At 69.2% G+C, this 25,486-nt stretch carries 32 protein-coding genes; 4 read left to right on the top strand and 28 right to left on the bottom strand.

The features are described from left to right. The first annotated feature begins 76 nt into the window (after positions 1-76). The 3 genes from VNR19_RS05820 (at position 77) to VNR19_RS05810 (ending at position 4,101) form a co-directional block, all read left to right on the top strand. On the top strand, positions 77-940 hold the full coding sequence (locus VNR19_RS05820) for a response regulator transcription factor (protein WP_325724795.1): 864 nt from the start codon (positions 77-79) through the stop codon (positions 938-940). Positions 941-1,267: 327 nt separating this feature from the next. Next, the gene (locus VNR19_RS05815) at positions 1,268-2,929 is read left to right on the top strand and encodes a sensor histidine kinase (protein ID WP_325724793.1); all 1,662 of its coding nucleotides are present in this window, start codon (positions 1,268-1,270) and stop codon (positions 2,927-2,929) included. 5 nt (positions 2,930-2,934) lie between these two features. Continuing rightward, positions 2,935-4,101 (top strand): hypothetical protein, encoded by a 1,167-nt coding sequence (locus VNR19_RS05810; protein WP_325724837.1) that lies wholly within the window; start codon positions 2,935-2,937, stop codon positions 4,099-4,101. Positions 4,102-4,117: 16 nt separating this feature from the next. On the opposite strand, the gene truA is transcribed toward VNR19_RS05810, so the two are convergent. Genes truA through VNR19_RS05795 form a run of 3 tightly spaced genes read right to left on the bottom strand, consistent with a single transcriptional unit; the run spans position 4,118 to position 8,607 of the window. Next, positions 4,118-4,963, bottom strand: a complete 846-nt coding sequence (truA, locus tag VNR19_RS05805) for a tRNA pseudouridine(38-40) synthase TruA (RefSeq protein WP_325724791.1) — start codon at positions 4,961-4,963, stop codon at positions 4,118-4,120. 28 nt (positions 4,964-4,991) lie between these two features. Then, positions 4,992-6,425 carry a mechanosensitive ion channel domain-containing protein gene (locus tag VNR19_RS05800; protein ID WP_325724789.1) on the bottom strand — a complete coding sequence of 478 codons (1,434 nt, stop codon included), beginning with the start codon at positions 6,423-6,425 and terminating at the stop codon, positions 4,992-4,994. A 7-nt stretch (positions 6,426-6,432) separates the two neighbouring features. Continuing rightward, complete coding sequence (locus VNR19_RS05795; protein ID WP_325724787.1) at positions 6,433-8,607, bottom strand: adenylate/guanylate cyclase domain-containing protein; 2,175 nt, start codon at positions 8,605-8,607, stop codon at positions 6,433-6,435. 218 nt (positions 8,608-8,825) lie between these two features. Between VNR19_RS05795 and VNR19_RS05790 the strand changes: the two genes are divergently transcribed. Further along, positions 8,826-10,793 (top strand): acyltransferase family protein, encoded by a 1,968-nt coding sequence (locus tag VNR19_RS05790; RefSeq protein WP_325724785.1) that lies wholly within the window; start codon positions 8,826-8,828, stop codon positions 10,791-10,793. Positions 10,794-10,824: 31 nt separating this feature from the next. Here the strand turns inward: VNR19_RS05790 and VNR19_RS05785 are convergent, their stop codons facing one another. The 25 genes from VNR19_RS05785 to rplV form a co-directional block, all read right to left on the bottom strand. After that, complete coding sequence (locus VNR19_RS05785) at positions 10,825-11,871, bottom strand: GNAT family N-acetyltransferase (RefSeq protein ID WP_325724783.1); 1,047 nt, start codon at positions 11,869-11,871, stop codon at positions 10,825-10,827. A gap of 134 nt (positions 11,872-12,005) precedes the next feature. Continuing rightward, positions 12,006-12,599 (bottom strand): 50S ribosomal protein L17, encoded by a 594-nt coding sequence (gene rplQ, locus VNR19_RS05780; protein ID WP_325724781.1) that lies wholly within the window; start codon positions 12,597-12,599, stop codon positions 12,006-12,008. Positions 12,600-12,682: 83 nt separating this feature from the next. Next, positions 12,683-13,672, bottom strand: coding sequence for a DNA-directed RNA polymerase subunit alpha (locus VNR19_RS05775; protein WP_325033503.1), 990 nt, complete (start codon positions 13,670-13,672; stop codon positions 12,683-12,685). Between the two features lie 170 nt (positions 13,673-13,842). Further along, positions 13,843-14,241, bottom strand: coding sequence for a 30S ribosomal protein S11 (rpsK, locus tag VNR19_RS05770; RefSeq protein ID WP_179491846.1), 399 nt, complete (start codon positions 14,239-14,241; stop codon positions 13,843-13,845). A 32-nt stretch (positions 14,242-14,273) separates the two neighbouring features. Further along, a complete protein-coding gene (gene rpsM, locus VNR19_RS05765) occupies positions 14,274-14,654 on the bottom strand; it encodes a 30S ribosomal protein S13 (RefSeq protein WP_325724779.1) in 381 nt (126 codons plus the stop codon). Between the two features lie 153 nt (positions 14,655-14,807). Next, a complete protein-coding gene (gene rpmJ / locus VNR19_RS05760; RefSeq protein ID WP_005050492.1) occupies positions 14,808-14,924 on the bottom strand; it encodes a 50S ribosomal protein L36 in 117 nt (38 codons plus the stop codon). A gap of 69 nt (positions 14,925-14,993) precedes the next feature. Beyond that, on the bottom strand, positions 14,994-15,215 hold the full coding sequence (infA, locus tag VNR19_RS05755) for a translation initiation factor IF-1 (RefSeq protein ID WP_013583992.1): 222 nt from the start codon (positions 15,213-15,215) through the stop codon (positions 14,994-14,996). Between the two features lie 169 nt (positions 15,216-15,384). Next, on the bottom strand, positions 15,385-16,065 hold the full coding sequence (locus VNR19_RS05750) for a DsbA family protein (protein ID WP_325724775.1): 681 nt from the start codon (positions 16,063-16,065) through the stop codon (positions 15,385-15,387). 42 nt (positions 16,066-16,107) lie between these two features. After that, positions 16,108-16,947, bottom strand: coding sequence for a type I methionyl aminopeptidase (map, locus tag VNR19_RS05745; protein WP_325724773.1), 840 nt, complete (start codon positions 16,945-16,947; stop codon positions 16,108-16,110). Between the two features lies 1 nt (position 16,948). Further along, positions 16,949-17,578, bottom strand: a complete 630-nt coding sequence (locus VNR19_RS05740; protein WP_325724771.1) for an adenylate kinase — start codon at positions 17,576-17,578, stop codon at positions 16,949-16,951. Beyond that, on the bottom strand, positions 17,578-18,900 hold the full coding sequence (gene secY / locus VNR19_RS05735; protein ID WP_325724769.1) for a preprotein translocase subunit SecY: 1,323 nt from the start codon (positions 18,898-18,900) through the stop codon (positions 17,578-17,580). The genes VNR19_RS05740 and secY overlap by 1 nt, the downstream gene beginning before the upstream one ends. A gap of 100 nt (positions 18,901-19,000) precedes the next feature. After that, positions 19,001-19,639 carry a 50S ribosomal protein L15 gene (gene rplO / locus VNR19_RS05730; protein WP_325724767.1) on the bottom strand — a complete coding sequence of 213 codons (639 nt, stop codon included), beginning with the start codon at positions 19,637-19,639 and terminating at the stop codon, positions 19,001-19,003. Next, a complete protein-coding gene (rpmD, locus tag VNR19_RS05725) occupies positions 19,639-19,824 on the bottom strand; it encodes a 50S ribosomal protein L30 (RefSeq protein WP_060960260.1) in 186 nt (61 codons plus the stop codon). The genes rplO and rpmD overlap by 1 nt, the downstream gene beginning before the upstream one ends. Beyond that, positions 19,824-20,510: a 30S ribosomal protein S5 gene (gene rpsE / locus VNR19_RS05720; RefSeq protein WP_325032393.1), complete on the bottom strand. Its 687-nt coding sequence runs from the start codon at positions 20,508-20,510 to the stop codon at positions 19,824-19,826. The genes rpmD and rpsE overlap by 1 nt, the downstream gene beginning before the upstream one ends. Continuing rightward, positions 20,507-20,866, bottom strand: coding sequence for a 50S ribosomal protein L18 (gene rplR / locus VNR19_RS05715; protein ID WP_325724764.1), 360 nt, complete (start codon positions 20,864-20,866; stop codon positions 20,507-20,509). The genes rpsE and rplR overlap by 4 nt, the downstream gene beginning before the upstream one ends. Before the next feature lie 2 nt (positions 20,867-20,868). Further along, positions 20,869-21,405 (bottom strand): 50S ribosomal protein L6, encoded by a 537-nt coding sequence (gene rplF, locus VNR19_RS05710; RefSeq protein ID WP_325724762.1) that lies wholly within the window; start codon positions 21,403-21,405, stop codon positions 20,869-20,871. 6 nt (positions 21,406-21,411) lie between these two features. Next, on the bottom strand, positions 21,412-21,810 hold the full coding sequence (rpsH, locus tag VNR19_RS05705) for a 30S ribosomal protein S8 (protein ID WP_325032390.1): 399 nt from the start codon (positions 21,808-21,810) through the stop codon (positions 21,412-21,414). A 140-nt stretch (positions 21,811-21,950) separates the two neighbouring features. Continuing rightward, positions 21,951-22,541 carry a 50S ribosomal protein L5 gene (gene rplE, locus VNR19_RS05700; RefSeq protein ID WP_325032389.1) on the bottom strand — a complete coding sequence of 197 codons (591 nt, stop codon included), beginning with the start codon at positions 22,539-22,541 and terminating at the stop codon, positions 21,951-21,953. A gap of 1 nt (position 22,542) precedes the next feature. Next, a complete protein-coding gene (gene rplX / locus VNR19_RS05695; protein WP_325724761.1) occupies positions 22,543-22,902 on the bottom strand; it encodes a 50S ribosomal protein L24 in 360 nt (119 codons plus the stop codon). Between the two features lie 4 nt (positions 22,903-22,906). Further along, complete coding sequence (rplN, locus tag VNR19_RS05690; protein ID WP_141881982.1) at positions 22,907-23,275, bottom strand: 50S ribosomal protein L14; 369 nt, start codon at positions 23,273-23,275, stop codon at positions 22,907-22,909. Further along, entirely contained in the window at positions 23,272-23,589 is a 318-nt protein-coding gene (gene rpsQ / locus VNR19_RS05685; protein ID WP_325724759.1) for a 30S ribosomal protein S17, read from the bottom strand. Before rpsQ ends, rplN begins: the two co-directional genes overlap by 4 nt. Further along, positions 23,589-23,900: a 50S ribosomal protein L29 gene (gene rpmC, locus VNR19_RS05680; protein WP_179491865.1), complete on the bottom strand. Its 312-nt coding sequence runs from the start codon at positions 23,898-23,900 to the stop codon at positions 23,589-23,591. Before rpmC ends, rpsQ begins: the two co-directional genes overlap by 1 nt. After that, positions 23,900-24,319 carry a 50S ribosomal protein L16 gene (rplP, locus tag VNR19_RS05675; protein WP_325724757.1) on the bottom strand — a complete coding sequence of 140 codons (420 nt, stop codon included), beginning with the start codon at positions 24,317-24,319 and terminating at the stop codon, positions 23,900-23,902. The genes rpmC and rplP overlap by 1 nt, the downstream gene beginning before the upstream one ends. Next, on the bottom strand, positions 24,319-25,068 hold the full coding sequence (rpsC, locus tag VNR19_RS05670; protein WP_325724755.1) for a 30S ribosomal protein S3: 750 nt from the start codon (positions 25,066-25,068) through the stop codon (positions 24,319-24,321). The genes rplP and rpsC overlap by 1 nt, the downstream gene beginning before the upstream one ends. Further along, complete coding sequence (rplV, locus tag VNR19_RS05665; protein ID WP_179491871.1) at positions 25,068-25,466, bottom strand: 50S ribosomal protein L22; 399 nt, start codon at positions 25,464-25,466, stop codon at positions 25,068-25,070. Before rplV ends, rpsC begins: the two co-directional genes overlap by 1 nt. Positions 25,467-25,486: the final 20 nt, after the last annotated feature.

The following is a 25,486-nucleotide window of genomic DNA, read 5'->3' as shown; positions in this document are numbered from 1 at the left end:
GAGTGCCTCACCATCACATCGAGAACCGCAGCTGGGGTCGGATCTCGACGCATGGCGGGCCTTGAGGAAGGACTGCATGAACGCCCCGGCCGACGAACTCCGTACTGCCGTCATCATCGAGGACGACCCGGAGATCCGCCGCATCCTCTCCCAGGTGCTCGAGGCCGCCGGCTTCGCGACCGTGTCCGCGGAGAACGGGCTCGACGGCGTTCGCGCCGTCGCCGCGCACCAGCCGCTCCTGACGACACTCGACGTGTCGATGCCCGGCATCGACGGTTTCGAGGCCGCGCGGCGGATCCGTGCCCAGTCCGACACGTACATCATCATGCTCACCGCACTCTCCGATGAGGCCGACGTCGTGGCCGGACTCGGAGCCGGAGCCGACGACTATCTGCTCAAGCCCTTCCGCCCGCGCGAGCTGCGCGCGCGCATCGACGCGGCCCTGCGCCGGACGGGCGTGAGGCCGCTGCAGGGCGGAGCGGTGTCTCCGGCGCCCACCAGTGGCACGGGACCTTCATCCGCGGCCGGCCGACCCGGGGCCGCGAGGGCTCCGGTCGCGCCGGCGGGCGCGGCATCCGGCCCCTCCCCCACGCGACCAGGAGATGCCGACGACGAGTGGCTCGTGCACCGCGACATCCGGCTCCACCCCGAACAGCGCGTCGTGAAGCGCGATGGTGAGGAGCTCGATCTCACACGCACCGAGTTCGACCTTCTCGCGACGCTGCTCGAGTCCAAGCGCCGCGTGCGCAGCAAGGCCGACCTCACGCTCGTCCTGCGCGGCGAGTCCTTCGCGAGCGGGTACTACGTGGGCGAGGCCGACAGGCGCGCGGTGGAGGCGCACATGACGAATCTGCGTCGCAAGCTCGGCGACAGCGCCTCCAGCCCGCGCTACATCGAGACGGTGCGCGGCGTCGGCTACCGACTCACGTCGGAATCGTAGGCGGCGCGACCCGCGCGGGGGCTGTGGGGCGGAGGCATCCGCTTCCCCACCGGATGCCTCCGCCTTTCCCCAGATCCAGGACCCCAGCTCCTGGTTTTCTCTTCTTTCCCCGCTCCAGGACCCCCAGGTCCCGGTTTCCCTCCCCCGGTCGCGGGCTCCCATACCCGCTCACGGGGTTCCGACGTGCTCGGGTGACACGTCAGAGCCTCTGCACACAAGCATGCTCCCGACACCTCACGGGTCGGTTCGTCTTCCGCCAACGTCGCCGCAAGGTTCTCGCAAGAGACCCTCAACGGCTGCGCGAGACGTGCCCGTAGAATCGACCGCATGGCTACCGGGGGGAGGGCCGGACCGCGGTGGACCGTGGGCGCGCCCGACGCGAGAACGCGCTCCATCTGGCTGACCCAGCTCGTGCTGGCGGCCAGCGTGGTGGTCATCTGCGTGCTCGTGCTCGCCTTGCAGCCCGACGTGTTCACGCGGTGGAGCTTCACGACGGGGGCCTTCACGATCGTCGTCGTGACGGTGGCGACGCTCGCCGTCCCGTGGACGCGCCTCCCCCACCTCGCCGTCCTGGCCGTGCCGTTCATCGACGCCGTCGCGATCGCCCTCATGGCGAACAAGACCGAGCAGCGCTTCGCGTTCCTGTGGCTCTTCCCGGTCATGTGGGTCGCCATGCATTTCGCGGCGGTGTGGCTCGCGGGCCTGCTGGCGATGATCGGCATGCTGGTGCTCCTCGAGGCGGCGCTGAACCCGAGCGTCAACGCGGCGCTGCGCATCTTCGTCGTGATGCTCTCGCTCACCTTCATCGGAATCACGGCGCACCTCGCTCTGCGCCGCACCAGAGCGCTGCGGCGCCTCCTGCGGCGTCAGGCGCGCAGGCTCACGAACAGCCTGGAGCGCCATTCCGGGCAGGAGAGGCGCACCGTCGAGATCCTCAACGGCATCGACACGGGCATCGTGCGTCTGTCCGCCGGCGGCCGCGTCCTCACGGTGAACGACGCCTACGCGCGCCTGTACGGCCTCGATCCCCTCGATCCCAGTCTCCCGGCGCGCTCGGTCGAATACACGAGTCTGCGGGGAATGCCCGTGCCGCTCTCGGAGCGGCCCTTCAACCGCGCCGCGCGAGGCGAGACCTTCACGGGTGCCTCGGTCTGGCTGTTCACACGCGAGGGCGAGTGGCGGGCACTGTCGATCAGCGCGAAGCGCCTGAGCGGCACCGACGACGAGGAGGAGGGCATCCTCCTGCTCGTCCACGACGTGACCGCCCTCACCCAGGCGCAGCTCGAGCGCGAGCAGCTCGCCGCGATGGCGTCGCATGAGCTGAAGCATCCGCTCACCGTCATGATCGGCAACGCCGAGCTCGCCCTCGAGATGGACGAGCTCACGCCCCGCACCCGCGAGAGGTTCGAGTCGATCCTGGCCGCGAGCGAGCGCATGTTCGAGATGACGAACAGCCTGCTCACCACGACGAGCCCCGGCTTCGCCGACGAGGAGTCCTTGGACGACATCGACCTGAGGCAGATCGTGATCGAGTCCGTCGGCTCGTTCCGCCCGACCGCCGCCGCGCACGACGTCGAGATCGACCTGCGGCTCGACGTGCCGCTGCCCGTCACCGCCGACGGGTTCCGCATGCGCCAGGTCATCGACAACCTCGTGAGCAACGCCATCAAGTACACGCCCGAACAGGGCCGGGTTCGCATCGTGGGCGTCGCCGACGGGTCGGATGTCACGGTGACCGTCTCCGACAACGGGATCGGCATCTCGGCCGAGGACCTGCCGAAGATCGCGACACCGTACTTCCGCGCCGAAGAAGCCAAGCAGACCGCGAGCGGCACCGGTCTCGGCCTCGGCATCACGTCGGCGATCGTCTCCGCGCACGGCGGCACACTCGACATCCAGAGCGAGAAGGGTGTCGGGACGACCGTCGCCCTCCGGCTGCCGCGCTCCGTCGGCGCGACGCCGAGAGTCGACGAGGAGGCACGATCGTGAACGACATGCTCAGCGGAGCGGGCTTCGAGCTCGGCATCGCCCAAGCCGCGATCACCACGCTCGCGACGGCGCTGGCGATCGGCATCGCCTTCCTCACACGGCCCGGGCGCGACACGTTCTACTGGACCGTCGCGTTCGTCCTCGGAATGCTCGCGACGTACGGCGTCATCGCCGGCGAGCTGAACGATGCCGAACCGCTGCGGCGGGCATCGCTGGGGGCGCTCATGGGCGCGCCGGCGTTCCTGTGGTCGGGATTCCGTGCTCTGTGGGGGCTGCGTCCGCACGCGTGGGCGGGCGCGGTCGTCGCGGTCGGCTCCGCCGCGACCCTCGTCGCCGTCGGCGACTCCGGCTGGTACGGTCTCGCCTATCGCGCGGTCTTCCTCGCCGCAGCCCTCTTCGCGGGCGCGCTCGTGCTCGACTGGGGCCGCTCGGCGCAGCGCCGCCGCGATCGGCTCCTGCTCCCCCTCGTCATCGTGTCGATCGCGTTCGTCGTCACCGGTGCGACGGCGTTCGCGGCGGGGCTGCTCTTCGCACCGTCGGGCGGCGACGACTTCGCGCTGCTGCGCCTGTTCTCGTCGCTCGGGATGCTCGTGTACGTCGCGTGCGCTCTCGTCGCGGTGCTCGGGGTGACGCTGCGCAACAGCGCGCTCACACGGTCCGCCGTCGCGTCCAGCGGCTGGCAGCGCTTCATCCAGACGGCGTCCGAGCGACTCGGGCGCGCACGTCGCACGCACGCGCCGTGGTCGCTCGTGCAGCTGCGCATCGACGACGCCGCCGACATCGCCGAGACGGCGGGAGCGACCGCCCTCGCCGAGCTTTCGGCGCGGTTCATGGAGGAGGTGCACGAGGTCTTCCCCGCCGAGTCCGACATCGGCTCGCCCGAGCCGGGGACGGTCGTCGTGCTCGTCCCGCGCGCCGACGCGGTCGTGCGCGACCACCTGCGCACCACCCTCGACCGTGTGTCGCACATCGACGTGCACGGCGCTCTTCCGATCCGCCCCACCGCGAGCGCGGGCTGGGCTCCGGTCTCGGTGGTCGGATACGACCTCGACGCGCTGCTGCTCACGGCGGGTGCGGCCGCGTCGCTCGCGAGCGAAAAGGGCGGGGACCGGTGGGAGCGCGTCGGAGCGGACACCGTGGAGCGGCTCCTGAGCGAGCTGGGGCGGCGCTGAGCGCCTCGGTCGCCCCTTACTCCTGATCGCGCCGTGCGCGCGTCCGCTCCGCCCGGGCCGCGAGCTGGTCGTCGGCCGGGTACCCGACCTCGGTCAGAGTGAGCCCCCGGGCGGCGAGCACGGTGAAGTCGCTCGTCCGCTCCCCCTCGTCGCGGATCGACGCGAGGTCTTCGACGTCGAGCCTCCCCTGACCGACGGCGACGCATCCGCCGACCAGCGCCCGCACCATGCTGTGGCAGAACGCGTCCGCCTTCACGTTCGCGACGAGCACGCCGGCCGCGTCTCGATGCCAGTCGAATTCCAGCAGCGTGCGGATCGTCGTCGCCTCCTCGCGCGGCTTGCAATACGCGGCGAAGTCGTGGAGTCCGATGAGCGAACGGGCGGCGGCGTCCATCGCCTCGACGTCGAGTTCCGAGCGCACCGTCGTCGTGCGGTGCCGTTCGAGGGGGTCGTAGCCGGTCGTCTGATCCGCGATGCGGTACGAGTACCGCCGCCACACGGCCGAGAAGCGCGCGTCGAACCCCTCGGGCGCGATCGTCGTGCGGTGGACGGTCACGTCGGAGTACGCGCCGAGCACACCGCGGATGCGCCCCGCGAGGACCGCCACCGGATCACCTGCGCCGCGGCGGCCCGAACGTGACAGGAGCCGGTGCTCCTGCTCCTCGTCGAGGTCGAGGTGCGCCACCTGACCTGTCGCGTGCACCCCGGCATCCGTCCGCCCCGCAACGACGAGCCGGGGCTGACCGCCCAGCACGCGCGCGATCGCGTCCTCGAGCGTGCCCTGCACCGTCCGCAGGCCGGGCTGGCGCGCCCACCCCCGGAAGTGCGTGCCGTCGTAGGCGAGATCGAGCCGGATGCGCACCGCACCAGCCTAGGCGCACACGCCCGGGTCACCCCAGAACACGACGCGCGAGCGGCAGCCTCTCGCCGACGGCCTGCATCGCCGTCCGCGCCTGCTGCACGCGGTTCTCGCTCTCGCGCACGAACTCGCGCGCGACCACCGGATGCGTGCGCACGATGTCGTCGAGCACCTGAACCGGCAGCACGACGACGTCGACCTCACTCGCAGCGACCGCGCGCGAGATCGTCTGCGTGCGCGAGAGCGCGGTGATGCCGATGGGGTCGCCCGGCCCGAGCTGCGCGACCTGCACGAAGCCGTGCTCCTCGGTCGGGATGCCGAGCGTGACGGTGCCCTCGAGGATGAAGCGCGTCTCGGTCGGGATCATGCCGGGGCGGAGGATCGACTCGCCCGAGCAGTACCGCTCGAGCCGCGCGCGGCCGGCCAGCGCATCCGTCTCGCCCGGTTTGAGACTCAGGGCCGGCGCGATCCGGCGCAGCGCGTCCTGCAGGCGGCCGGGCGTGTGCCACACATCGGTGATGTCGCCGTCGAGGTGCAGGCCGGCCCGGCGAGCGGCGTACCAGACGCGCGTGTTGAACGTGTTGAGCACCGCGAACCGGTCGCCGGGGCTGCGCAGCGGGATGCCGACCTCGTAGCGCGCACCGGGCAGCGCCGCCGCGTACGGCTCTCCGTCCTCCGACACGAGCGGGATGTCGCGCGCCACCTGCACGAGAAGCTCCCGCACGCGACCGGGTGGGTCGTCCGTCGAGAAGAGCAGCTCGGTCGACGCCTCGTACGGCGACGGGCTCCGCGAGAGATTCACGAACGACGTGCCGGCGAGCTCGGACGTCGGGATCACGAGGATCCCGTTCGCGGTGTCCAGGTGCACGGCGCGCCAGTTCACCTCGATGATCTGGCCACGGTCGTCGCCCACCTCGATCCAGTCGCCCAGCTCGAACGGCGACTCGAAGATGAGGAACAGACCCGACACCACCGAGCCGACGGCGTGCTGGAGCGCGAGGCCGACCACGATCGATGTCACGCCGAGCGCGGCGAACACGCCCGCGACATCCGCGTTCCACACCCACCAGAACACCGCGGCGATGCCGAGCACGATGAGCACGAAGCGGATGAGGTCGCTGAAGATCTTCGGGAAGCGGTCGCGCCACGATCCCTTCTCCGCCCTGTGGAACACGAGGTGGTTGATCGCGTTGATCGTCACGACGATCACCAGCAGCCCGAAGATCGTCCAGATGACGCGCGGCCACGTGCCCTCGCCCTCCCACGCGCCGGGCTGGCTGATGAGCACGAGCACGCCCGCGACCGGCACGAGGTAGTTGCGCACCATGAGCACGATGGGTGCGGCACGGCTGTTGCGGCGCGCGAGCGCGTTGTGGATCTCCGTCAGCAGGATGAGCGCGAGCGGCAGCCCCACCGACACGATGACGGCGGGCCAGAACCAGGGCTGCGATGCGATGCCGGCCACGGATGCCTCACCTCACCGCCGCCGACGAGGCGGTCTCGATGCGCCACACGCGCTGCGTGCCGGTCTGCGTCTCGATCTCGCCCGCCGGCTCCAGCGCGATCGCGTCGGGGAGCCGGTCCGCGACGCGCTGCGTGACGTAGATGCCGGGCTCGGATGAGTCGCCCTGCACGCGGAATGCGAGGTTCACCGCGTCGCCCCACATGTCGTACGCGACGCGCGCTCGCCCGATGAGGCCGCTCGTGACCTTGCCGGAGTCGAGGCCCGCGCGCAGCCGCAGGTCGACGCCCTGCTGCGCCGAGTACCGCTCGAGGATCGCGTCGAGCTCGAGCGCGAACTCGACGGCCCGGCGCGCGTTGTCGACGCGCGGGTTCACGAGGCCGCAGCTCGCGAGGTAGCTCTGCCGCGTCGTGCGTACGCGCTCGATGCCGTGCCGCTCGGCGGCGTCGTCGAACGAGCGGATGAGATCGTTGAGGCGCGCGACCGCCTCCTCGGACGACATCGACAGCGAGAGCTCGTCGAACCCCACGATGTCGGCGAAGACGACCGTGACGTCCTCGCTGTCCTGCGTGATCGCCTCGTCGCCCAGCTTGTAGCGATTGGCCATGCCCTCGGGCATGAACGACAGGATGAGCTCCTCGTTCGCGCGTTCCTGCTCCTCGATGAGATGCGACTTGACCTGCAGGCTGCGGCTCATGTTGTTGAAGGCGTCGGCGACGTCGGCGAGCTCGTCGCTGGAACCCGCGTCGACCTGCACGCCCTCGTCGCCCGCGGCGATGCGCTGCGCGGCCACCTTGAGGCGCCGCAGCGGCCGCACGAACACCTGCGCGAGCACGAGTGAGAGCAGGCAGACGAAGATGATCATGCCCGCGGTCGACAGGATGAGGTTCCGCGTGAAGTCCTCGACGGGAACCATCGCCTCCTGCGCGGACTGCTGCGCGACGATCGCCCAGTTGAGTCCGTCGACCCCGAGCGGGGCGTACGCGGTGAGACTCTCGCGGCCCAGGTAGTCACGCTCCAACAGCGTCCCGCGGTCGCCCGCGAACGCGCGCGTGACGGCGTCGCCGGAGATCTGCTGCTGGAGGAGCGTATTGCCGTTCCGCACGCTGAGCGCGGCCGCGGCGGGTGAGAGCCCCGCCGCGACGGCGAGTGACTCGTACTCGCCGGGGTCGTCCTGCAGCTGGCGCGAGATCGAGCGCATGAGCCCGTCGCGTCCGACGAGGTACGTCTCGCCCGTCTGGCCGAGGCCGTTGACGGCGAACTCGCCGTCGACCGTCATGACGCTGTTGACGCGCTCGATCGGAAGCTCGATCGCGAGCGCGCCGATGACCTCGCCGCCGTCGGCGATCGGCGTCACCGCCCATCCGGCGGGGTTGCCGAGGCTCGGGCTGTACGCCGCGAAGTCCGCGATGACCACGTCGCCCACGATGTTGCGCGTCATGACCTCGCGGTACGCGTCGGCGAGGTTCGAGAGCCGGTACGGCCCCGTGAGTAGGTTCGTGCCGAGATCGACGCCCTTGAACGCGGTGTAGATGACGTTGCCCTCGGTGTCGAGCATGAGGACGTCCTCGAAGTCCTGCAGATCCGTCATCTCGCGGTAATAGTCGTGGTACCGCGCGTGCGCCGCCGACCACGCGCTCCCGTCGCCCGCGTCGTCCGTGCGGACAGCGTCTTCCCAACTGTCGTACGGGATGACGTAGTGGTACTGCAGGTACCGTTGCGCCTCACTGCGCGGCGCGAACGCGGAGCCGTCGACCTCTTCGCCGGTCGCGTCGGCGAGGGCGGTCGCGAACGTGTCTCGGTAGTACGAATCGAGCTCCGCGGATGCCTCGGATTCGAGCCGCTGCTGCTCGAGCTCGGCGAACGCGTCGGTGAACGCGCGCGCCGCCTGGCGGCTCGTCTCGTTCAGCGCGCCGAGCCGCACGGTGTTCTCGATCGATCCGAAGAGCTGCGCGACCTCGCGGCTGCGGTTCTCGCGGATCTCGACGAGCTTCTCGTACGCGATCGTGCGAAGCGCCTCGGTGCCGTTGACGTAGCCGATGACCCCCACCACGATGCTCGACAGCACGCTCACCGACAGGAGCATGATCAGCAGCAGCGAGTAGATGGACAGGCCGGCGCGCCTCCTCACCCGCGGCGTGCCCACCCATTCGGCACCCGCGGCGCTCCGACCCGGCTCCGCCATAGTCCGCTCTTCCTCACCGCGCGTCCCGTGCCCGGGTCACCGCGAGAAAACCCCCAGTACCCCGGCAGATTCCGAGGTGCGCCCATGTTACGACGCACGCTCCCCTCCGAGGTAGAGGCGTGTCCGGCGGGGGTGATACCGCGCGGCTCGCGCCGCCCGGAATGACGGGCCCGCACGCACACCCCGTTTACACTGGAGTGATCCCCCGGGTCTGAGTCATGAATACGAGTGCGCGCATCACTTCACGAGCCCGGTACGCCGGGCTCGATGGCTTGCGCGCCGTCGCGGTGGGCCTCGTCCTCGCCTATCACCTGTTCCCCGCCTGGTGGCTGCAGGGCGGCTTCATCGGCGTCGACGTCTTCTTCGTGATCAGCGGATTCCTCATCACGAGCCTCCTGTTGCGCGAGCGCGCGCGGGCCGGCCGCATCCGGCTCGTCGAGTTCTGGCGGCGGCGGGCACGGCGCCTCCTGCCTGCGCTCGCCCTCGTGCTGCTCGTGTGCTCGTCGGTCGCGTGGCTGATCGGCGGCGATGTGCTCGTGCGCCTCGGCGCCCAGATCGTCGGCGCGGCGACCTTCAGCTACAACTGGGTCTCGATCGCCGCCGACGCGAGCTACTTCTCGGCGGCGAACCCCGAGCTGTTCCGAAACGTCTGGTCGCTCGCGATCGAAGAGCAGTTCTACGTGCTGTGGCCGCTCGTGCTGCCGCTGGCACTGCTCATCCCGTGGGCCTGGGCGCGCTCGGCGGCGGCGGTGCTGGTGGCGGCCGCCTCCGCCGGATGGATGGCGGTGGTCGTCGCAAGCGGCGGCGACCTCACTCGCGCGTACTTCGGGCTCGACACGCACGCGTTCGGCATCCTGCTGGGCATCGCGCTCGCGTTCGCGCTCGAGCGCCTGCTCGCCGCACCGCCCGCGTGGACGCTGCGACGCGGTTGGCGCGTGTCGGGAGCCGTCGTGGGAGTCGCGGCCATCGCCGGCCTCGTCGTCGTGGCGGCGATCCCCGCGAGCGACTCGACGGCGACGTTCCCGGGCGCCCTCGCGGCGGCGAGCGTGCTGTCGGCGATCGCGATCACCGCGGCGGTGTGGCCGGGGTCGGTGTTCGGCCCGCGGCTGGACACGCAGCCGCTGCGGTGGGTCGGCGACCGCTCGTACGGCCTCTACCTGTGGCACTGGCCGATCATCGTGCTCCTGCTCGCGGCGACGTCGGGCGGCGGGACGGGGGCGGGCGTCCCGGTCTGGATGGGCGTCTTCGCGCTCGTGCTCACCCTCGTGGCGGCCGAGGCGTCGTACCGCTGGGTGGAGCAGCCGATCCGACGTCTCGGATTCCGCGGGTCGCTCGCGGCGCTCAGCCGTCACCTCACGGCATCGCCCGCCACGCGCTGGCGCGCGATCGGGTCGGTGGCCGCGGCCGTCGTCGTCACGTTCGGGGCATCCGCCGCGGTCGCGGCGGCGCCCGAGGTCACGTCGGGGCAGGCGGCCGTCGAGGCGGGGCTCGAAGCGCTGCACCGCGAGAAGGTGCGCTCGCCGTCGCCCACGCCTTCCCCCACGAGCACGGCCGTCGAGGGCGAAGCCGCCGGCTCGGCATCCGACCGTCCTCGCCCCGGCTCGATGCCGTCGCCGTCGCCGACGCCCGTGACGGGCGCCGAGATCACGGCGGTCGGCGACTCCGTGATGCTCGCTTCGGCGCCCGGACTGCTCGAGCGCTTCCCCGGCATCGACGTCGATGCGAGCGTCTCGCGGTCGATGTGGGCCGCCCCGGGCATCCTGCAGCAGCTGGCGGATGCCGGCCGCCTCCGCCCGTACGTCGTGGTGGCGCTCGGCACGAACGGTCCCGTCGACGCCGGCTCGCTCGAAGAGGTCGCGCGCATCACCGGCCCCGACCGGACGCTCGTGCTCGTGAACGCCTACGCGCCGCGCGACTGGATCCCGGGCGTCAACGCCGACCTCGCGGCCTTCGTGCGGTCGCATCCGGGCACCGTCCTCGCGGACTGGTCGGGCGCGATCGCGCCGCGCACCGACCTGCTCGCCGGAGACCACGTGCATCCGGGCGCCGAAGGCGGGCGCGTGTTCGCCGACACGGTCGCGGCCGCCGTGGAGCGCGCCGAGCACATGCGCGCGCTGAAGCAGTACGAAGTGGAACGACGCGCGTACCTGCGCCTGCACCACGCGGCGGGTCGCACGTTCGAGTGACGCGCGTCGCGTGGCCGGCCGGCGCGGACGCTCAGTACCGCCGGACGAGGGCGACGCTGCGCTCAGTCGCCTCGAAGCCCAGCCGCCCGTAGAGGTTGTTCGCGCCGGTCGGACTCTCGGTGTCGACGTCGAGCACGGCCTTCTCGAGCCCGGCGTCGCGAGCCGCGAGCAGCAGCGCGACGATGACGGCGGGGGCGAGCCGCCTCCCCCGGCGGTCGCGCGTCACCCCGATGAGGTCGATGTACACACTCGAGTAGCCCTGCGTGGCCCAGTCCTCCTCGTTGACCGATCCGAGCGCCAACGCGACGACACGGTCGCCCTCGACGGCCACACGGCTCAGATCCGGGCGCAGGAACGGACCCTCGACGAACGTGTCCCACCGCTCAGGAGGCGTCTCGAGGCTGCCCCAGTGGTCGCGGAAAGCGTCGTTGCGCGCGAGGCGCGTCGCCTCCTTCAGCGCCGGCTCATAGGCGCGCACGACGGCGTCTCCGGATGCCTCGACCTCGGGGATCTCGATCGACAGGTCGCGCACCATCGTCGTGAACCACCGCTCCGCGACCAGGCCGCGCCGCGTGGCGAGGTGCTGCGCGCCGACGTCGCCCTCGTCGGCGTAGACGAAGATCGCGGCAGGCAGCGCGAGATCGAGCTCGGCGAGCGCCTCGAGCGCACGCTCGTGCTCCCACCGCATGACCTCCCGGCCGATCCCGCGTCCGCGCGCCTCCGGATGCACGCGCCCGCTCAGATACATGTGCACCTGCGCGTCGCGAGACGGATGCACCATCACCGCCGCCGACGCGATCAGGCGCCCCGCGGCGTCGAACCCGACGAGCGTGTTGCGCTCCGGGTCGGTCCACGAGACCGTGAAGCTCTCCTCGATCTCCTCGCGCGGGGTGGTCCAGCTGGGGTGGTCGACGAGATCGGACGCACGGAAGAGCTCCGTGAGGGCGTCCACATCGTCGATCGTCGACGGGCGCCACTCGGCGATCCCGGGATGCGCCGGCGGCACGGGCGCGGCGATCGGACCCAGGCGCTGCGAGAGCGGAGCGAGCGGTGCGGTGGGCGTCGTGTCGTCGGTCACCCACCCACTTTACGCGGCGGCTCAGCGGCGGCTGAGCGCGCTGGGCGCTGCTGCGACGCGCGCAGGTCCCGGAGACGACGAGACCCGCGGCCCCGAAGGGCGCGCGGGTCTCGTGCGTTGCTGTGGCAGATGCCTCAGGCCTTCTCGGCCTCCTCGGCCTCGGCTGCGGGAGCCTCGTCGTCGACGACGGCGTCCTCGGCAGCGGCCTCGGCGGCGGCGCCCTCATCGGGCGACTCGGCGCCGGCCTCGGCGGCCTCGTCCTCAGCCGGGGTCTCCTCGGCGGGGGTCTCCTCGGCGGGAGCCTCCTCGTTCGCGGGGGCCTTCTCGGCGGGGGCGGTCGACTTCTTGGTCGACTTCGCCTTCGGCGTCACCGGCTCGAGCACGAGCTCGATCTGGGCCATGGGGGCGTTGTCGCCCTTGCGGTTGCCGAGCTTGGTGATGCGCGTGTAGCCGCCGTCACGGTCCGCCACGAGCGGAGCGATCTCGGTGAACAGCACGTGCACGACTTCCTTGTCGCCGATGACCGACAGCACACGGCGGCGCGCGTGCAGGTCGCCGCGCTTCGCGAACGTGATGAGGCGCTCGGCGAGCGGACGCAGGCGCTTGGCCTTCGTCTCGGTCGTCTTGATCGACTTGTGCGTGAACAGCGCGGCGGCGAGGTTCGCAAGCAGCAGGCGCTCGTGGGCGGGGCCGCCTCCGAGGCGGGGACCCTTGGTGGGCTTGGGCATTTCTCAGTTACTCCAGGATGAGGTTTCGGTCAGGGGATTCGGATGCTCCGACTCGCTGCTGCGGGCGACGCATCCGCATCGGCTCAGACGGTCTCGTCGTCGTAGCCGCCGTAGAAGTGAGCACCGTCGAACCCGGGGACCGAGTCCTTGAGCGACAGGCCCAGCGACGTGAGCTTGTCGCGCACCTCGTCGACCGACTTCTGACCGAAGTTGCGGATGTTCATGAGCTGCGTCTCCGAGAGAGCCACGAGCTCGCTGACCGTGTTGATGCCCTCGCGCTTCAGGCAGTTGTACGAGCGGACCGACAGGTCGAGGTCCTCGATCGGCATCGAGAGCTCGTTCGAGAGGACGGTCTCGACCGGCGCCGGGCCGATCTCGATGCCCTCGGCCTCGACGTTGAGCTCGCGCGCCAGGCCGAACAGCTCGGTGAGCGTGCGACCGGCCGACGCGACGGCGTCGCGCGGGGCGATCGAGGGCTTGGTCTCGACGTCCAGCACGAGCTTGTCGAAGTCGGTGCGCTCGCCGGCACGCGTCGCGTCGACGCGGTAGCTGACCTTGAGCACCGGCGAGTAGATCGAATCGACCGGGATCTGGCCGGCCTCGGCGTACTCGTTGCGGTTCTGCGTGGCCGAGACGTAGCCGCGGCCGCGCTCGATCGTGAGCTCGAGCTCGAACTTCGCGGTGTCGTTCAGGGTCGCGATGACGAGCTCGGGGTTGTGCACCTCGACGCCCGCGGGAGCCGAGATGTCGGCCGCGGTGACCTCACCGGCGCCCGTCTTGCGCAGGTAAGCGGTGATGGGCTCGTCGCGCTCGCTCGAGACGACGAGCTGCTTGATGTTGAGGATGATCTCGGTGACATCCTCCTTGACACCCGGAATGGTGCTGAACTCGTGGAGGACGCCGTCGATGCGGATGCTCGTGACGGCCGCGCCGGGGATCGACGAGAGGAGGCTGCGACGCAGCGCGTTGCCGATCGTGTAGCCGAAGCCGGGCTCGAGCGGCTCGATGACGAAGCGGCTGCGGAACTCCCCGATCTTCTCCTCGGTCAGAGTGGGACGCTGTGCGATGAGCACTATGGGTTCCTTTCGATCACGTGCCCGCTATATGACACGTGCGGTGGATGGGTATTGAGTTGTCCTCGGGGCATCCGTGAAATTCGGATGCCGAAGCGTGCGGTAGCACCCCCACGGTCCCCGAGCTTGTCGAGGGTCGACCTCCGACAGCTCAGGGACCGGGAGTGAACTCAGACGCGGCGGCGCTTGGGGGGACGGCAGCCGTTGTGCGCCTGCGGCGTCACGTCCTGGATCGAGCCCACCTCGAGGCCGGCGGCCTGCAACGAGCGGATCGCCGTCTCGCGGCCCGAGCCCGGGCCCTTCACGAACACGTCGACCTTCTTGACGCCGTGCTCCTGCGCCTGGCGGGCGGCCGACTCCGCGGCCATGCCGGCGGCGTACGGCGTCGACTTGCGCGAGCCCTTGAAGCCCACGCCACCCGACGACGCCCAGCTGATGACGGCGCCCGACGGGTCGGTGATCGAGACGATCGTGTTGTTGAACGTCGACTTGATGTGGGCGTGGCCCAGCGCGATGTTCTTCTTCTCCTTGCGGCGCGGCTTGCGCGCGGCGGACTTGGCCTGTGCCATTGCTTTGCTCTCCTAAACCTTCGGGCCCGCGGTTACTTGCGGCCGGCCTTCTTCTTGCCGGCGACCGTGCGCTTCGGGCCCTTGCGGGTGCGCGCGTTCGTCTTGGTGCGCTGACCGCGCACGGGGAGGCCGCGGCGGTGGCGGAGGCCCTCGTACGAGCCGATCTCGACCTTGCGGCGGATGTCTGCGGCAACCTCGCGGCGTAGGTCACCCTCCACCTTGTAGTTGGCGTCGATGTAGTCGCGAAGGGCGACGAGCTGGTCGTCGTGAAGGTCCTTCACGCGGATGTTCTCATCGATGCCCGTCGCCTTGAGGATCTCGTTCGAGCGGGTACGGCCGATGCCGTAGATGTAGGTCAGGGCGATGACCACGCGCTTGTCGCGCGGGATGTCGACGCCGGCGAGACGTGCCATGCGGCTCTCCTAGGAGTGTCGTGGAGGTGTGGAGCAGGATCGGTGCCCGGGCCTCCGCCCCGAGGTGTCCCCTCCGAAGAGGTTCTGATCCTGCCGGTTGTTCGTATTGAGTTGTGTCGACGGATGCCTCGACCGAGGCATCCGGAAGCCTTATCAGCCCTGGCGCTGCTTGTGACGCGGGTTCGACTTGCAGATGACCATCACGCGACCGTGGCGGCGGATGACCTTGCAGTGGTCGCAGATGGGCTTGACGGAGGGGTTGACCTTCATGGGATTACCTATTCGCTGTCTTCGTACCCAGGGCACACGGGTGCCCCGGGCCGTTACTTCTCGACCGGCCTAGCGGTAGCGGTAGACGATGCGGCCGCGGGTGAGGTCGTAGGGGCTGAGCTCCACGACGACGCGGTCCTCCGGGATGATGCGGATGTAGTTCTGCCGCATCTTTCCGGAGATCGTGGCGAGCACCTTGTGTCCGTTGGTCAGCTCGACGCGGAACATCGCGTTGGGAAGAGCCTCAGACACCGTGCCCTCGATCTCGATGACACCGTCTTTCTTGGCCATAGCCTCGCTTACGCTTGTGCAGACCGGTCGGTCTGCGGTGGATGGGATCGGTGCGATGACACGCCAATAAGGGCGCAACGCACCAAGGGTCAATCATACGCGATCCCGGACGCACCGGCAACTTCGCAGACGCGGCATGCGGCCCCGTCGGGGGGCCTGCGTAGAGGTTTCACTCGAAGAGCGAACGCAGCTCGGCCGGAGGCGGCAGCTCAGAGTTCGCGATGACCTCGCCGTTGACCGCGACCGTCGGCGTCCCGATGCCTGCGGCGCCGGGCTGCACTGGCGTCTGCTCGGTCATGGCCGACACGAAGCCCTCGTAGCGGCCGTCGTTCACGCATGAATCGATGCCGCTCACGCCCACGCTCGACGCGATCGCGAGGATCTGCGCGTTCGTCAGGCCCGGAGTCTGCTCCGCGGGCTGGTTCTCGAACATCGCCTGCATGAACGGGACGGATGCGTCGGCATCCGCCTCCGCGACGCAGTACATCGCGTTCGCGGCGCGCGTCGAGAACTCGGTGCCCTGCGAGTAGCGGTCGAGGATCGAGATCGGGTGGATGTTCAGCGTGATCGTCCCGTCGTCGACGAGCTCCTGGATCGCGGGACCGTACACCTGCTCGAACTGGTTGCAGATCGGGCACATGAAGTCGATGTAGGTGTCGAGCGTGTCTTCGCCGTCGCCCACGGCGATCGCGCCCGTCTCGGCGCTGATGTTCAGCGCATCCGGCGCGTCGCCCGCGTTCGTCGACGGGTTGTTCAGCCACACGACGAGCACCGCGACCACGATGAGGGCGACGACGACGGCGACGCTCACCCAGATCGCGAACCAGTTGACCTTGCGTGCCTGCGCCATGTGTGCCTCCGAGAAACGTGTGGGATCCGGACCGTGCCCGCACTAGGCGATCGGAACCGGGGTGACGCCGAACGGCGCGAGCCCGGCAGCGCCGCCGTCGGGAGCCGTGAGCACCCAGATGCCGCCATCGTGCACGGCGACGCTGTGCTCCCAGTGTGAGCCGGGCGAGCCGTCGACGGTCGAGACGGTCCAGTCGTCGTCCTCGACGAACGTCGTGTGGTCGCCCGCGACGACCATCGGCTCGATCGCGAGCGCGAGGCCGGGACGGATCTCGGGTCCTGGGTCGGCGACGCGGTAGTTGAAGACCGACGGCGATTCGTGCATCTTGCGCCCGATGCCGTGACCGACGTACTCGCGGAGGATGCCGTAGCCACCGTCCGGAGCGTTCGCCTCGATGTAGTCCTGCACGGCCGCGCCGATCTCGGCGAGGTGCTTCGCCGTCGCGAGCGACGCGATGCCCGCCCACAGCGACCCCTCCGTCACCTCGGACAGCCGTTCGCGTTCCGCGACGACATCGGGCCGCGACGGATCCGGCACGATGACCGTGATCGCCGAGTCCCCGTTCCAGCCCTTGTACTCCGCGCCGGCGTCGATCGAGACGATGTCGCCGGGCTCGAGCACGCGGTCGCCCGGGATGCCGTGGACGACCTGCTCGTTGACCGATGCGCAGATCGTGTGACGATAGCCGCGAACCAGCTGGAAGTTCGAGCGCGCCCCGCGACCCGTGATGACGCGCGACGCCGCCGCGTCGAGCTCGAGGGTCGTGACGCCCGGACGGATCAGCTCCCGCACCGCCGCGAGCGCCTCCGCCGTGATCAGCCCAGGCTCGATCATCGCCCGCAGCTGGGCGGGCGACTTGTAGATGGAGCGGCGCAACGACACGTCAGGCGGCGGCCGTGCGGATGAGGCCGCGCGCTTCGAGCGCGCCGATGATGCGGGCGGTCACCTCGTCGAGGGTCCCCGTGCCGTCGATCTCGTCGACAATTCCGCGCGTGCGGTATACGCCGAGGATCGGGGCGGTCTCGCGCTCGTAGATCGCGAGACGGTTCGCGATGACCTCTTCGGTGTCGTCGGTGCGGCCCTGTTCCTTCGCGCGCCGCGTGAGGCGAGCGATGCTCTCCTCTCGCGGCACGCTGAGCTCGATGACGGCGTCGAGGGTCTCGCCGCGTCCTTCGAGGAAGGCGTCGAGGTCGCGCACCTGCGCGATGTTGCGCGGATACCCGTCGAGCAGGAAGCCGCCCGCGGCGTCCTCCTGCTCGAGGCGCTCGCGCACGACCTGGCTCGTCAGCTCGTCGGAGACGAGCTCGCCTGCCTCGATGACGGCCTTCACCTGACGGCCCAGCTCGGAGCCGGCGGCGACGGCGCCGCGGAAGACGTCGCCCGTCGAGATCGCCGGGATGCCGAACGCCTCCGCGATGCGGGCGCCCTGCGTGCCCTTGCCGGACCCCTGGGGGCCGACGATGAGCAGGCGGGTCGCCCGGCGCGCCTCGGACTCGTGGGACTGTGCGGTCATCAGCGGAGAAGCCCTTCGTAGTGGCGCTGCTGCAGCTGCGCGTCGATCTGCTTCACGGTCTCGAGACCGACACCGACGATGATGAGGATCGAAGCGCCGCCGAACGGGAAGTTCTGGTTCGCACCCACGGTCGCGAGGGCCACCAGCGGGAGCAGCGCGATGAGACCGAGGTAGATCGAGCCGGGCAGCGTGATGCGCGTCAGCACGTAGTCGAGATACTCGGCGGTCGGCCGGCCGGCACGGATGCCGGGGATGAAGCCGCCGTACTTCTTCATGTTGTCGGCCACCTCGACGGGGTTGAACGTGATGGCGACGTAGAAGTACGTGAACCCGACGATGAGCAGGAAGTACAGCACCATGTAGATCGGGTGGTCGCCTCGCGTGAGGTAGTTCGTGATCCACACGACCCACCCGGGAGCCTGCTCGCCCGGCTGCGGCTGGTTGAACTGCGCGATGAGCGCTGGGATGTACAGCAGCGATGAGGCGAAGATGACCGGCACGACGCCCGCCATGTTGACCTTGATCGGGATGTACGTGTTCGTGCCGCCGTACGTGCGACGACCCACCATGCGCTTGGCGTACTGCACCGGAATGCGGCGCTGCGACTGCTCGACGAACACGACGAGCGCGACGACCGCGATTCCGACGGCGAGCACGAGGAGGAAGACCTCGAAGCCGCGCGACTGCCAGATCGCCCACATCGAAGCGGGGAACGCCGCGGCGATCGAGGTGAAGATGAGCAGCGACATGCCGTTTCCGATGCCGCGCTCGGTGACGAGCTCGGCGAACCACATGATGAGGCCGGTGCCGGCGGTCATCGTGATGATCATGAGCAGCTGCGCCCACCACGCGACGTTCGTCAGGAGCTGCTCGCACTCGGGGACGCCGGTGACCCCGAAGAGCTGGCCGCTGCGCGCGACGGTGACCAGCGTCGCCGACTGCAGGAGCGCGAGGGCGATCGTCAGGTAGCGCGTGTACTGCGTCAGCCTGGCCTGGCCGGACTGACCCTCCTTGTAGAGGGCCTCGAAGTGCGGGATGACCACGCGGAGCAGCTGCACGATGATCGTCGCGGTGATGTACGGCATGACGCCGAGCGCGAAGATCGACAGCTGCAGGAGCGCACCGCCGGAGAAGAGGTTGACGAGCGACAGGAGCCCCTCGGTGCCCGCGCTCTGCCTGAGACACGACTGCACGTTCGGGAAGTCGACGAACGGTGCCGGCACGTGCGCGCCGAACCGGTACAGGGCGATGATCGCCAGGGTGAATGCGATCTTCCGGCGAAGGTCGGGTGTACGGAAGACCCGCGCGATGGCGCTGAACAAGAGGCTGCCTCCAGAGGGGATGCCGGCGCGCGCGGCGACGCGCCAACGTCCAGGGTAACCCAGTGGGGGCCGGAGCAAGCTCCGGCCCCCACTGCGTGCGTTACTTGACGGTTCCGCCCGCGGCGACGATCTTCTGCTCGGCGGAGCCCGAGACCTTGTCGACCGACACCTCGAGCTTCACCGAGATGTCGCCGGTGCCGAGCACCTTGACCTTCTCGTTCTTGCGAACCGCACCCTTGGCGACGAGGTCGCTGACGGTGACCTGTCCACCCTCGGGGTACAGCTCGGCGAGCTTGTCGAGGTTGACCACCTGGTACTCCACGCGGAACGGGTTCTTGAACCCGCGCAGCTTCGGAGTGCGCATGTGCAGCGGCATCTGGCCGCCCTCGAAGCCCTGACGGACCTGGTAGCGGGCCTTCGTGCCCTTCGTGCCGCGACCGGCGGTCTTGCCCTTCGAGCCCTCACCGCGACCCACGCGGGTCTTCGGGGTGTTGGCGCCGGGGACCGGCCGCAGGTGGTGCACCTTCAGGACGCCGGGGCGCGAGGGCGCGGCATCCGTCTTCTTGTCCGCCTTCTTGGCGTCGGCCTTCTTGGCCGGAGCCTTCTTGGCAGGAGCCTTCTCGGCGGCCGGCTTGGCGTCGGCCGAGGCCTTCGCGGGAGCCTTCTTCGCAGGCGCCTTCTTGGCGGGAGCCTTGGCCTCCGCCTCGGCGGCCTCGTTCTTCTCGGCCTTGTCAGCCATCAGTCGATCTCCTCAACCTTCACGAGGTGGGCGACGGTCTTGACGTAGCCGCGCGTCTGCGCGTCGTCGGGACGGACGACCGAGTCGCCGATCCGCTTGAGACCGAGCGAACGCAGCGTGTCGCGCTGGTTCTGCTTCTCGCTCACCTTGGACTTGATCTGCGTGACCTTGAGACGCGCAGCCATCAGGCACCTACCTTCGATGCGGCAGCGGCCGCGGCCTCTGCCTCAGCACGGACGAGACGGGCCGGCGCGACCTGGTCGAAGTCGAGGCCACGGCGCGCGGCGACCGCACGGGGCTCCTCGAGCTGCTTCAGGGCGTCCACCGTCGCGTGCACGATGTTGATCGTGTTCGACGAGCCCAGCGACTTCGACAGCACGTCGTGGATGCCGGCGCACTCGAGCACCGCACGCACCGGACCACCGGCGATGACACCGGTACCCGCGGCGGCGGGACGAAGCAGCACGACACCGGCAGCGGCCTCACCCTGCACGGGGTGCGGGATGGTCGAGCCGGAGCGCGGCACGCGGAAGAAGTTGCGCTTGGCCTCCTCGACGCCCTTCGAGATCGCCAGCGGCACCTCGCGAGCCTTGCCGTAGCCGACGCCCACGACGCCGTTGCCGTCACCCACGACCACGAGGGCCGTGAAGCTGAAGCGACGACCGCCCTTGACGACCTTCGACACGCGGTTGATCGTGACGACGCGCTCCAGGAACTGACTCTGGTCGCGATCGCGTCCGCCGCGGTCGCGGTTGGGGTTGCGCTCGCGACCGCCTCGGCGGGCCTCGCGGGGCTCGCGCTCGGTGGCAGCCTCGGCCGGAGCCTCAGCGGCAGCCTGCTCGGTCACGTTGTTCTCCTTGTTCTCACTCACAGGTTCAGCCCCCCTTCGCGGGCGCCTTCGGCGATCGCCGCGACACGGCCCGCGTAACGGTTGCCGCCCCGGTCGAACACGACGTCGGACACGCCGATGGCCTTCGCGCGCTCGGCGACCAGCTCGCCGACCTTGCGGGCCTTCGCAGTCTTGTCACCGTCGAACGAGCGCAGGTCGGTCTCGAGGGTCGAGGCCGAGGCGACCGTGTGGCCCTTGCTGTCGTCGACGAGCTGCACGAAGACGTGACGCGACGAGCGGGTGACCACCAGGCGCGGACGCTCGGCGGTGCCGACGACCTTCTTGCGAAGGCGTGCGTGGCGACGCGCGCGGGCGTCGGACTTCGACTTCACAGCCATGGTTACTTACCAGCCTTTCCGGCCTTACGACGGACGACCTCGCCCGCGTAACGCACACCCTTGCCCTTGTACGGCTCGGGCTTGCGGATCTTGCGGATGTTCGCGGCCGCCTCTCCGACGGCCTGCTTGTCGATGCCGCTCACCGTGAGCTTGTTGTTGCCCTCGACGGTGAACGTGATCCCGGCGGGCGGCTCCACGAGCACAGGGTGCGAGAAGCCGAGCGCGAACTCGACCGAGCTGCCCTTCTGCTGGACGCGGTAGCCCGTGCCGACGACCTCGAGGCCCTTCGAGTAGCCCTGGGTGACACCGATGATGTTGTTGTTGATGAGCGTGCGGGTCAGGCCGTGCAGCGAACGCGACTCGCGCTCGTCGTCCGGACGGGTGACGAGCACCTGGTTGTCCTCGACCTTGACCTCGATCGGGCTCGCCACGGTGAGCGTGAGCTCGCCCTTGGGGCCCTTGACAGCGACCTCCTGGCCGTCGACCGTGACGGTCACGCCGGCGGGGATGTCGATGGGAAGACGTCCGATTCGCGACATGTCAGATCACCACACGTAGGCGAGGACTTCCCCACCTACGCCCTTCTGCTCGGCCTGGCGGTCCGTCAGAAGACCGGAGGAGGTGGACAGGATGGCGACGCCCAGGCCGCCGAGGACCTTGGGGATCTCGTTCGACTTCGCGTAGACGCGGAGGCCGGGCTTCGAGACGCGCTTGATGCCGGCGATCGAACGCTCACGGTTGGGGCCGTACTTGAGCGTCATCGTGAGGGTCTGGCCGACGCGGGCGTCCGAGACGGACCAGTCGGCGATGTAGCCCTCCTGCTTGAGGATCTCGGCGATATGGGTCTTGAGCTTCGAGCTCGGAAGCGACACGGAGTCGTGGTGCGCCGAGTTCGCGTTGCGCAGACGGGTCAGCATATCTGCGACCGGGTCTGTCATCGTCATTTCTTGATTCCTTTGTTCATGAGGTTTCGACTGCCGTTACACGACAGCCGACCTTCTATGACTGTGCTGTTCAGTTGTGCGTCGGCCGTTCGACCGGCTCAGAACCGTGGCGGGCCATCGGTCGCCGAGCCTGTCGAGCGTCAGGCCTGAGCGTCGTCCGCCTTGAACGGGAAGCCCAGGTGACGAAGGAGCGCGCGGCCCTCCTCGTCGGTCTTCGCCGTCGTGACGACCGTGATGTCGAAGCCGCGGACGCGGTCGATCTTGTCCTGATTGATCTCGTGGAACACGGATTGCTCCTGGAGACCGAACGTGTAGTTGCCGTGACCGTCGAACTGCTTGGGCGACAGACCGCGGAAGTCGCGGATGCGGGGCAGCGCGAGGTTGACCAGGCGGTCGACGAACTCCCACGCGCGGTCGCCACGGAGGGTGACGTGCGCGCCGATGGGCTGTCCTTCACGCAGCTTGAACTGCGCGATCGACTTGCGGGCCTTGGTCACGACCGGCTTCTGGCCGGTGATCTTGGTGAGGTCGTCGACCGCGCCCTCGATCACCTTGCTGTCGCGAGCTGCCTCGCCGACACCGGTGTTCACCACGACCTTGACCAGGCCGGGGATCTGCATGACGTTCTTGTAGCCGAACTCGTCCTGCAGGGCCTTCTTGATCTCGGTGTTGTACTTCTGCTTCAGGCGGGGCTGGATCTTGCCAGCCTCCACGGCAGTGGCGGTGCTCATATCAGAGGTCCTTGCCTGACTTCTTCGCGTAGCGCACGCGGACGGTGCGCTTCACGCCGTCCTTGACCTGCTCCTCGACACGGTGGCCGACACGGGTCGGCTTCTTGGTCGAGGGGTCGACGAGCGCGACGTTGGAGATGTGGATCGGGGCTTCCATCGTTTCGATGCCGCCCGTCTTGGTGCCGCGCTGGGACTGGCCCACGCGGTTGTGCTTGGTGACGTAGTTCACGCCCTCGACGATCACGCGGTTCTGGTCGGGAAGGACCTCGAGGACCTTGCCCTGCTTGCCGCGGTCGCCGCCCTTGTCCTGCTTCTTGCCAGTGATGACCTGGACGAGGTCACCCTTCTTGATCTTGGCCATTCGGTCAGATCACCTCCGGGGCGAGCGAGACGATCTTCATGAACTTCTTGTCGCGAAGCTCACGGCCGACCGGACCGAAGATGCGGGTGCCGCGCGGCTCCCCGTCGTTCTTCAGGATCACGGCGGCGTTCTCGTCGAACTTGATGTACGAGCCGTCGGAACGGCGGGTCTGCTTGACCGTGCGCACCACGACCGCCTTGACGACATCGCCCTTCTTGACGTTGCCGCCGGGGATGGCGTCCTTCACCGTGGCGACGATGACGTCGCCCAGGCCCGCGTAGCGGCGGTTGGAGCCGCCGAGCACGCGGATGGTGAGCAGCTCCTTGGCGCCCGTGTTGTCGGCGACCTTGAGTCGCGATTCGTTCTGGATCACTTGGCCTTCTCCAGGATCTCCACCAGACGCCAGCGCTTGGTGGCGCTCAGCGGGCGGGTCTCGTTGATGAGGACGAGGTCGCCGATGCCGGCGGAGTTGTTCTCGTCGTGAGCCTTGACCTTCGACGTGCGACGGATGACCTTGCCGTAGAGGGGGTGCTTCACGCGGTCCTCGACCTCGACGACGATCGTCTTGTCCATCTTGTCGCTGACGACGTAGCCGCGACGGGCCTTGCGGTAGCCGCGAGCGCTCGCGTCACGCACGTCGTGCTCGGCGTGCTGCACGTCGGCCGCAGCCTTCTTCGTGGTGGCCATCACTCAGCCTCTTCCTTCTCGGCCTTGTCGGCATCCGCCTTCTTGGCCTTGCTCTTCTTGGCCTTCGTCGCCGTCTCGAGCGGCGCGGGCGTGGCACGGATGCCGAGCTCGCGCTCGCGGATGACGGTGTAGATCCGCGCGATGTCGCGCTTGACCGCACGGATGCGGCCGTGGCTCTCGAGCTGGCCGGTGGCCGACTGGAAGCGCAGGTTGAACAGCTCTTCCTTGGCCTTGCGCAGCTCCTCGACGAGGCGCTGGTCTTCGAACGTGTCGAGCTCGCTCGTCGCGAGCGTCTTGGTGCCGATCGCCATTACGCGTCGCCCTCCTCGCGCTTGATGATGCGTGCCTTCAGGGGCAGCTTGTGGATGGCACGGGTCAGCGCCTCACGAGCGAGCTGCTCGTTCACGCCCGCGACCTCGAAGAGGACGCGACCCGGCTTGACGTTTGCGACCCACCACTCCGGCGAGCCCTTGCCCGAGCCCATGCGGGTCTCGGCGGGCTTCTTGGTGAGCGGACGGTCGGGGTAGATGTTGATCCACACCTTGCCGCCGCGCTTGATGTGACGGGTCATCGCGATACGAGCCGACTCGATCTGACGGTTCGTCACATAAGCGGGCGAAAGGGCCTGGATGCCGAACTCGCCGAAGGTCACCTTCGTGCCGCCGGTCGCCTGACCGGAGCGCTTCGGGTGGTGCTGCTTGCGGTACTTGACTTTGCGGGGGATGAGCATTACGCCGACGCTCCTTCTGCGACAGGGGCCTCGTTGCGCGGGCCGCGACGCGGACGGTCGCCACGCTCACGGGACGGCTTCTGGGCCGCCTGCTCGCGCGCGAGTTCCTTGTTGGTGAGGTCACCCTTGTAGATCCAGACCTTCACGCCGATGCGGCCGAAGGTGGTCTTGGCCTCGTAGAACCCGTAGTCGATGTTCGCGCGCAGCGTGTGCAGCGGCACACGACCCTCGCGGTAGAACTCCGAGCGGCTCATCTCGGCGCCGCCGAGGCGGCCGGAGACCTGGATGCGGACGCCCTTGGCGCCGGCGCGCTGCGCGCCCTGCAGGCCCTTGCGCATCGCGCGGCGGAACGCCACACGAGCCGAGAGCTGCTCGGCGATGCCCTGCGCGACGAGCTGGGCGTCGGCCTCGGGGTTCTTGACCTCGAGGATGTTCAGCTGGATCTGCTTGCCGGTGAGCTTCTCGAGGTCGGCGCGGATGCGCTCGGCCTCGGCGCCGCGGCGGCCGATCACGATGCCCGGGCGAGCCGTGTGGATGTCGACGCGGACGCGGTCACGCGTGCGCTCGATCTCGATGCGGCTGACGCCCGCGCGGTCGAGGTTCGACTGCAGGAGCTTGCGGATCTTGATGTCCTCGGCGACGTAGTCGGCGTAACGCTGGCCGGGCTTGGTCGAGTCCGAGAACCAACGCGACACGTGGTCCGTCGTGATGCCGAGGCGGAAGCCGTACGGGTTTACCTTCTGTCCCATTACTTGCTCGCCTTCTTCGTCTTGGTGCCGGCACCGGTCTCAGCGACCTCGGGGGTCGAGAGCACGACGGTGATGTGGCTCGTGCGCTTCTTGATCTGGAACGCACGACCCTGCGCGCGGGGCTGGAAACGCTTGAGCGTCGTGCCCTCGTCGACGTACGCGTTCTTCACGTACAGGTCCTGCTCGTCCAGGAACTCGCCGTCCTTGTCGGCCTTCACGCGCGCGTTGGCGATCGCCGCCGCCACGAGCTTGTAGATCGGCTCGCTCGCGCCCTGCGGCGCGAACTTCAGGATGGCGAGGGCCTCCTCGGCCTGCTTGCCCTTGATGAGAGCGACGACACGACGAGCCTTCTGAGGGGTCACGCGGATGTGTCGCACGCGTGCGATGGACTCCACCATTTCTCTCTCCTCTTGCGCCC

Source organism: Microbacterium sp., assembly GCF_035556355.1.
Classification (GTDB): Bacteria; Actinomycetota; Actinomycetes; order Actinomycetales; family Microbacteriaceae; genus Microbacterium.
This window is presented reverse-complemented; position numbering and strand designations above follow the sequence as displayed.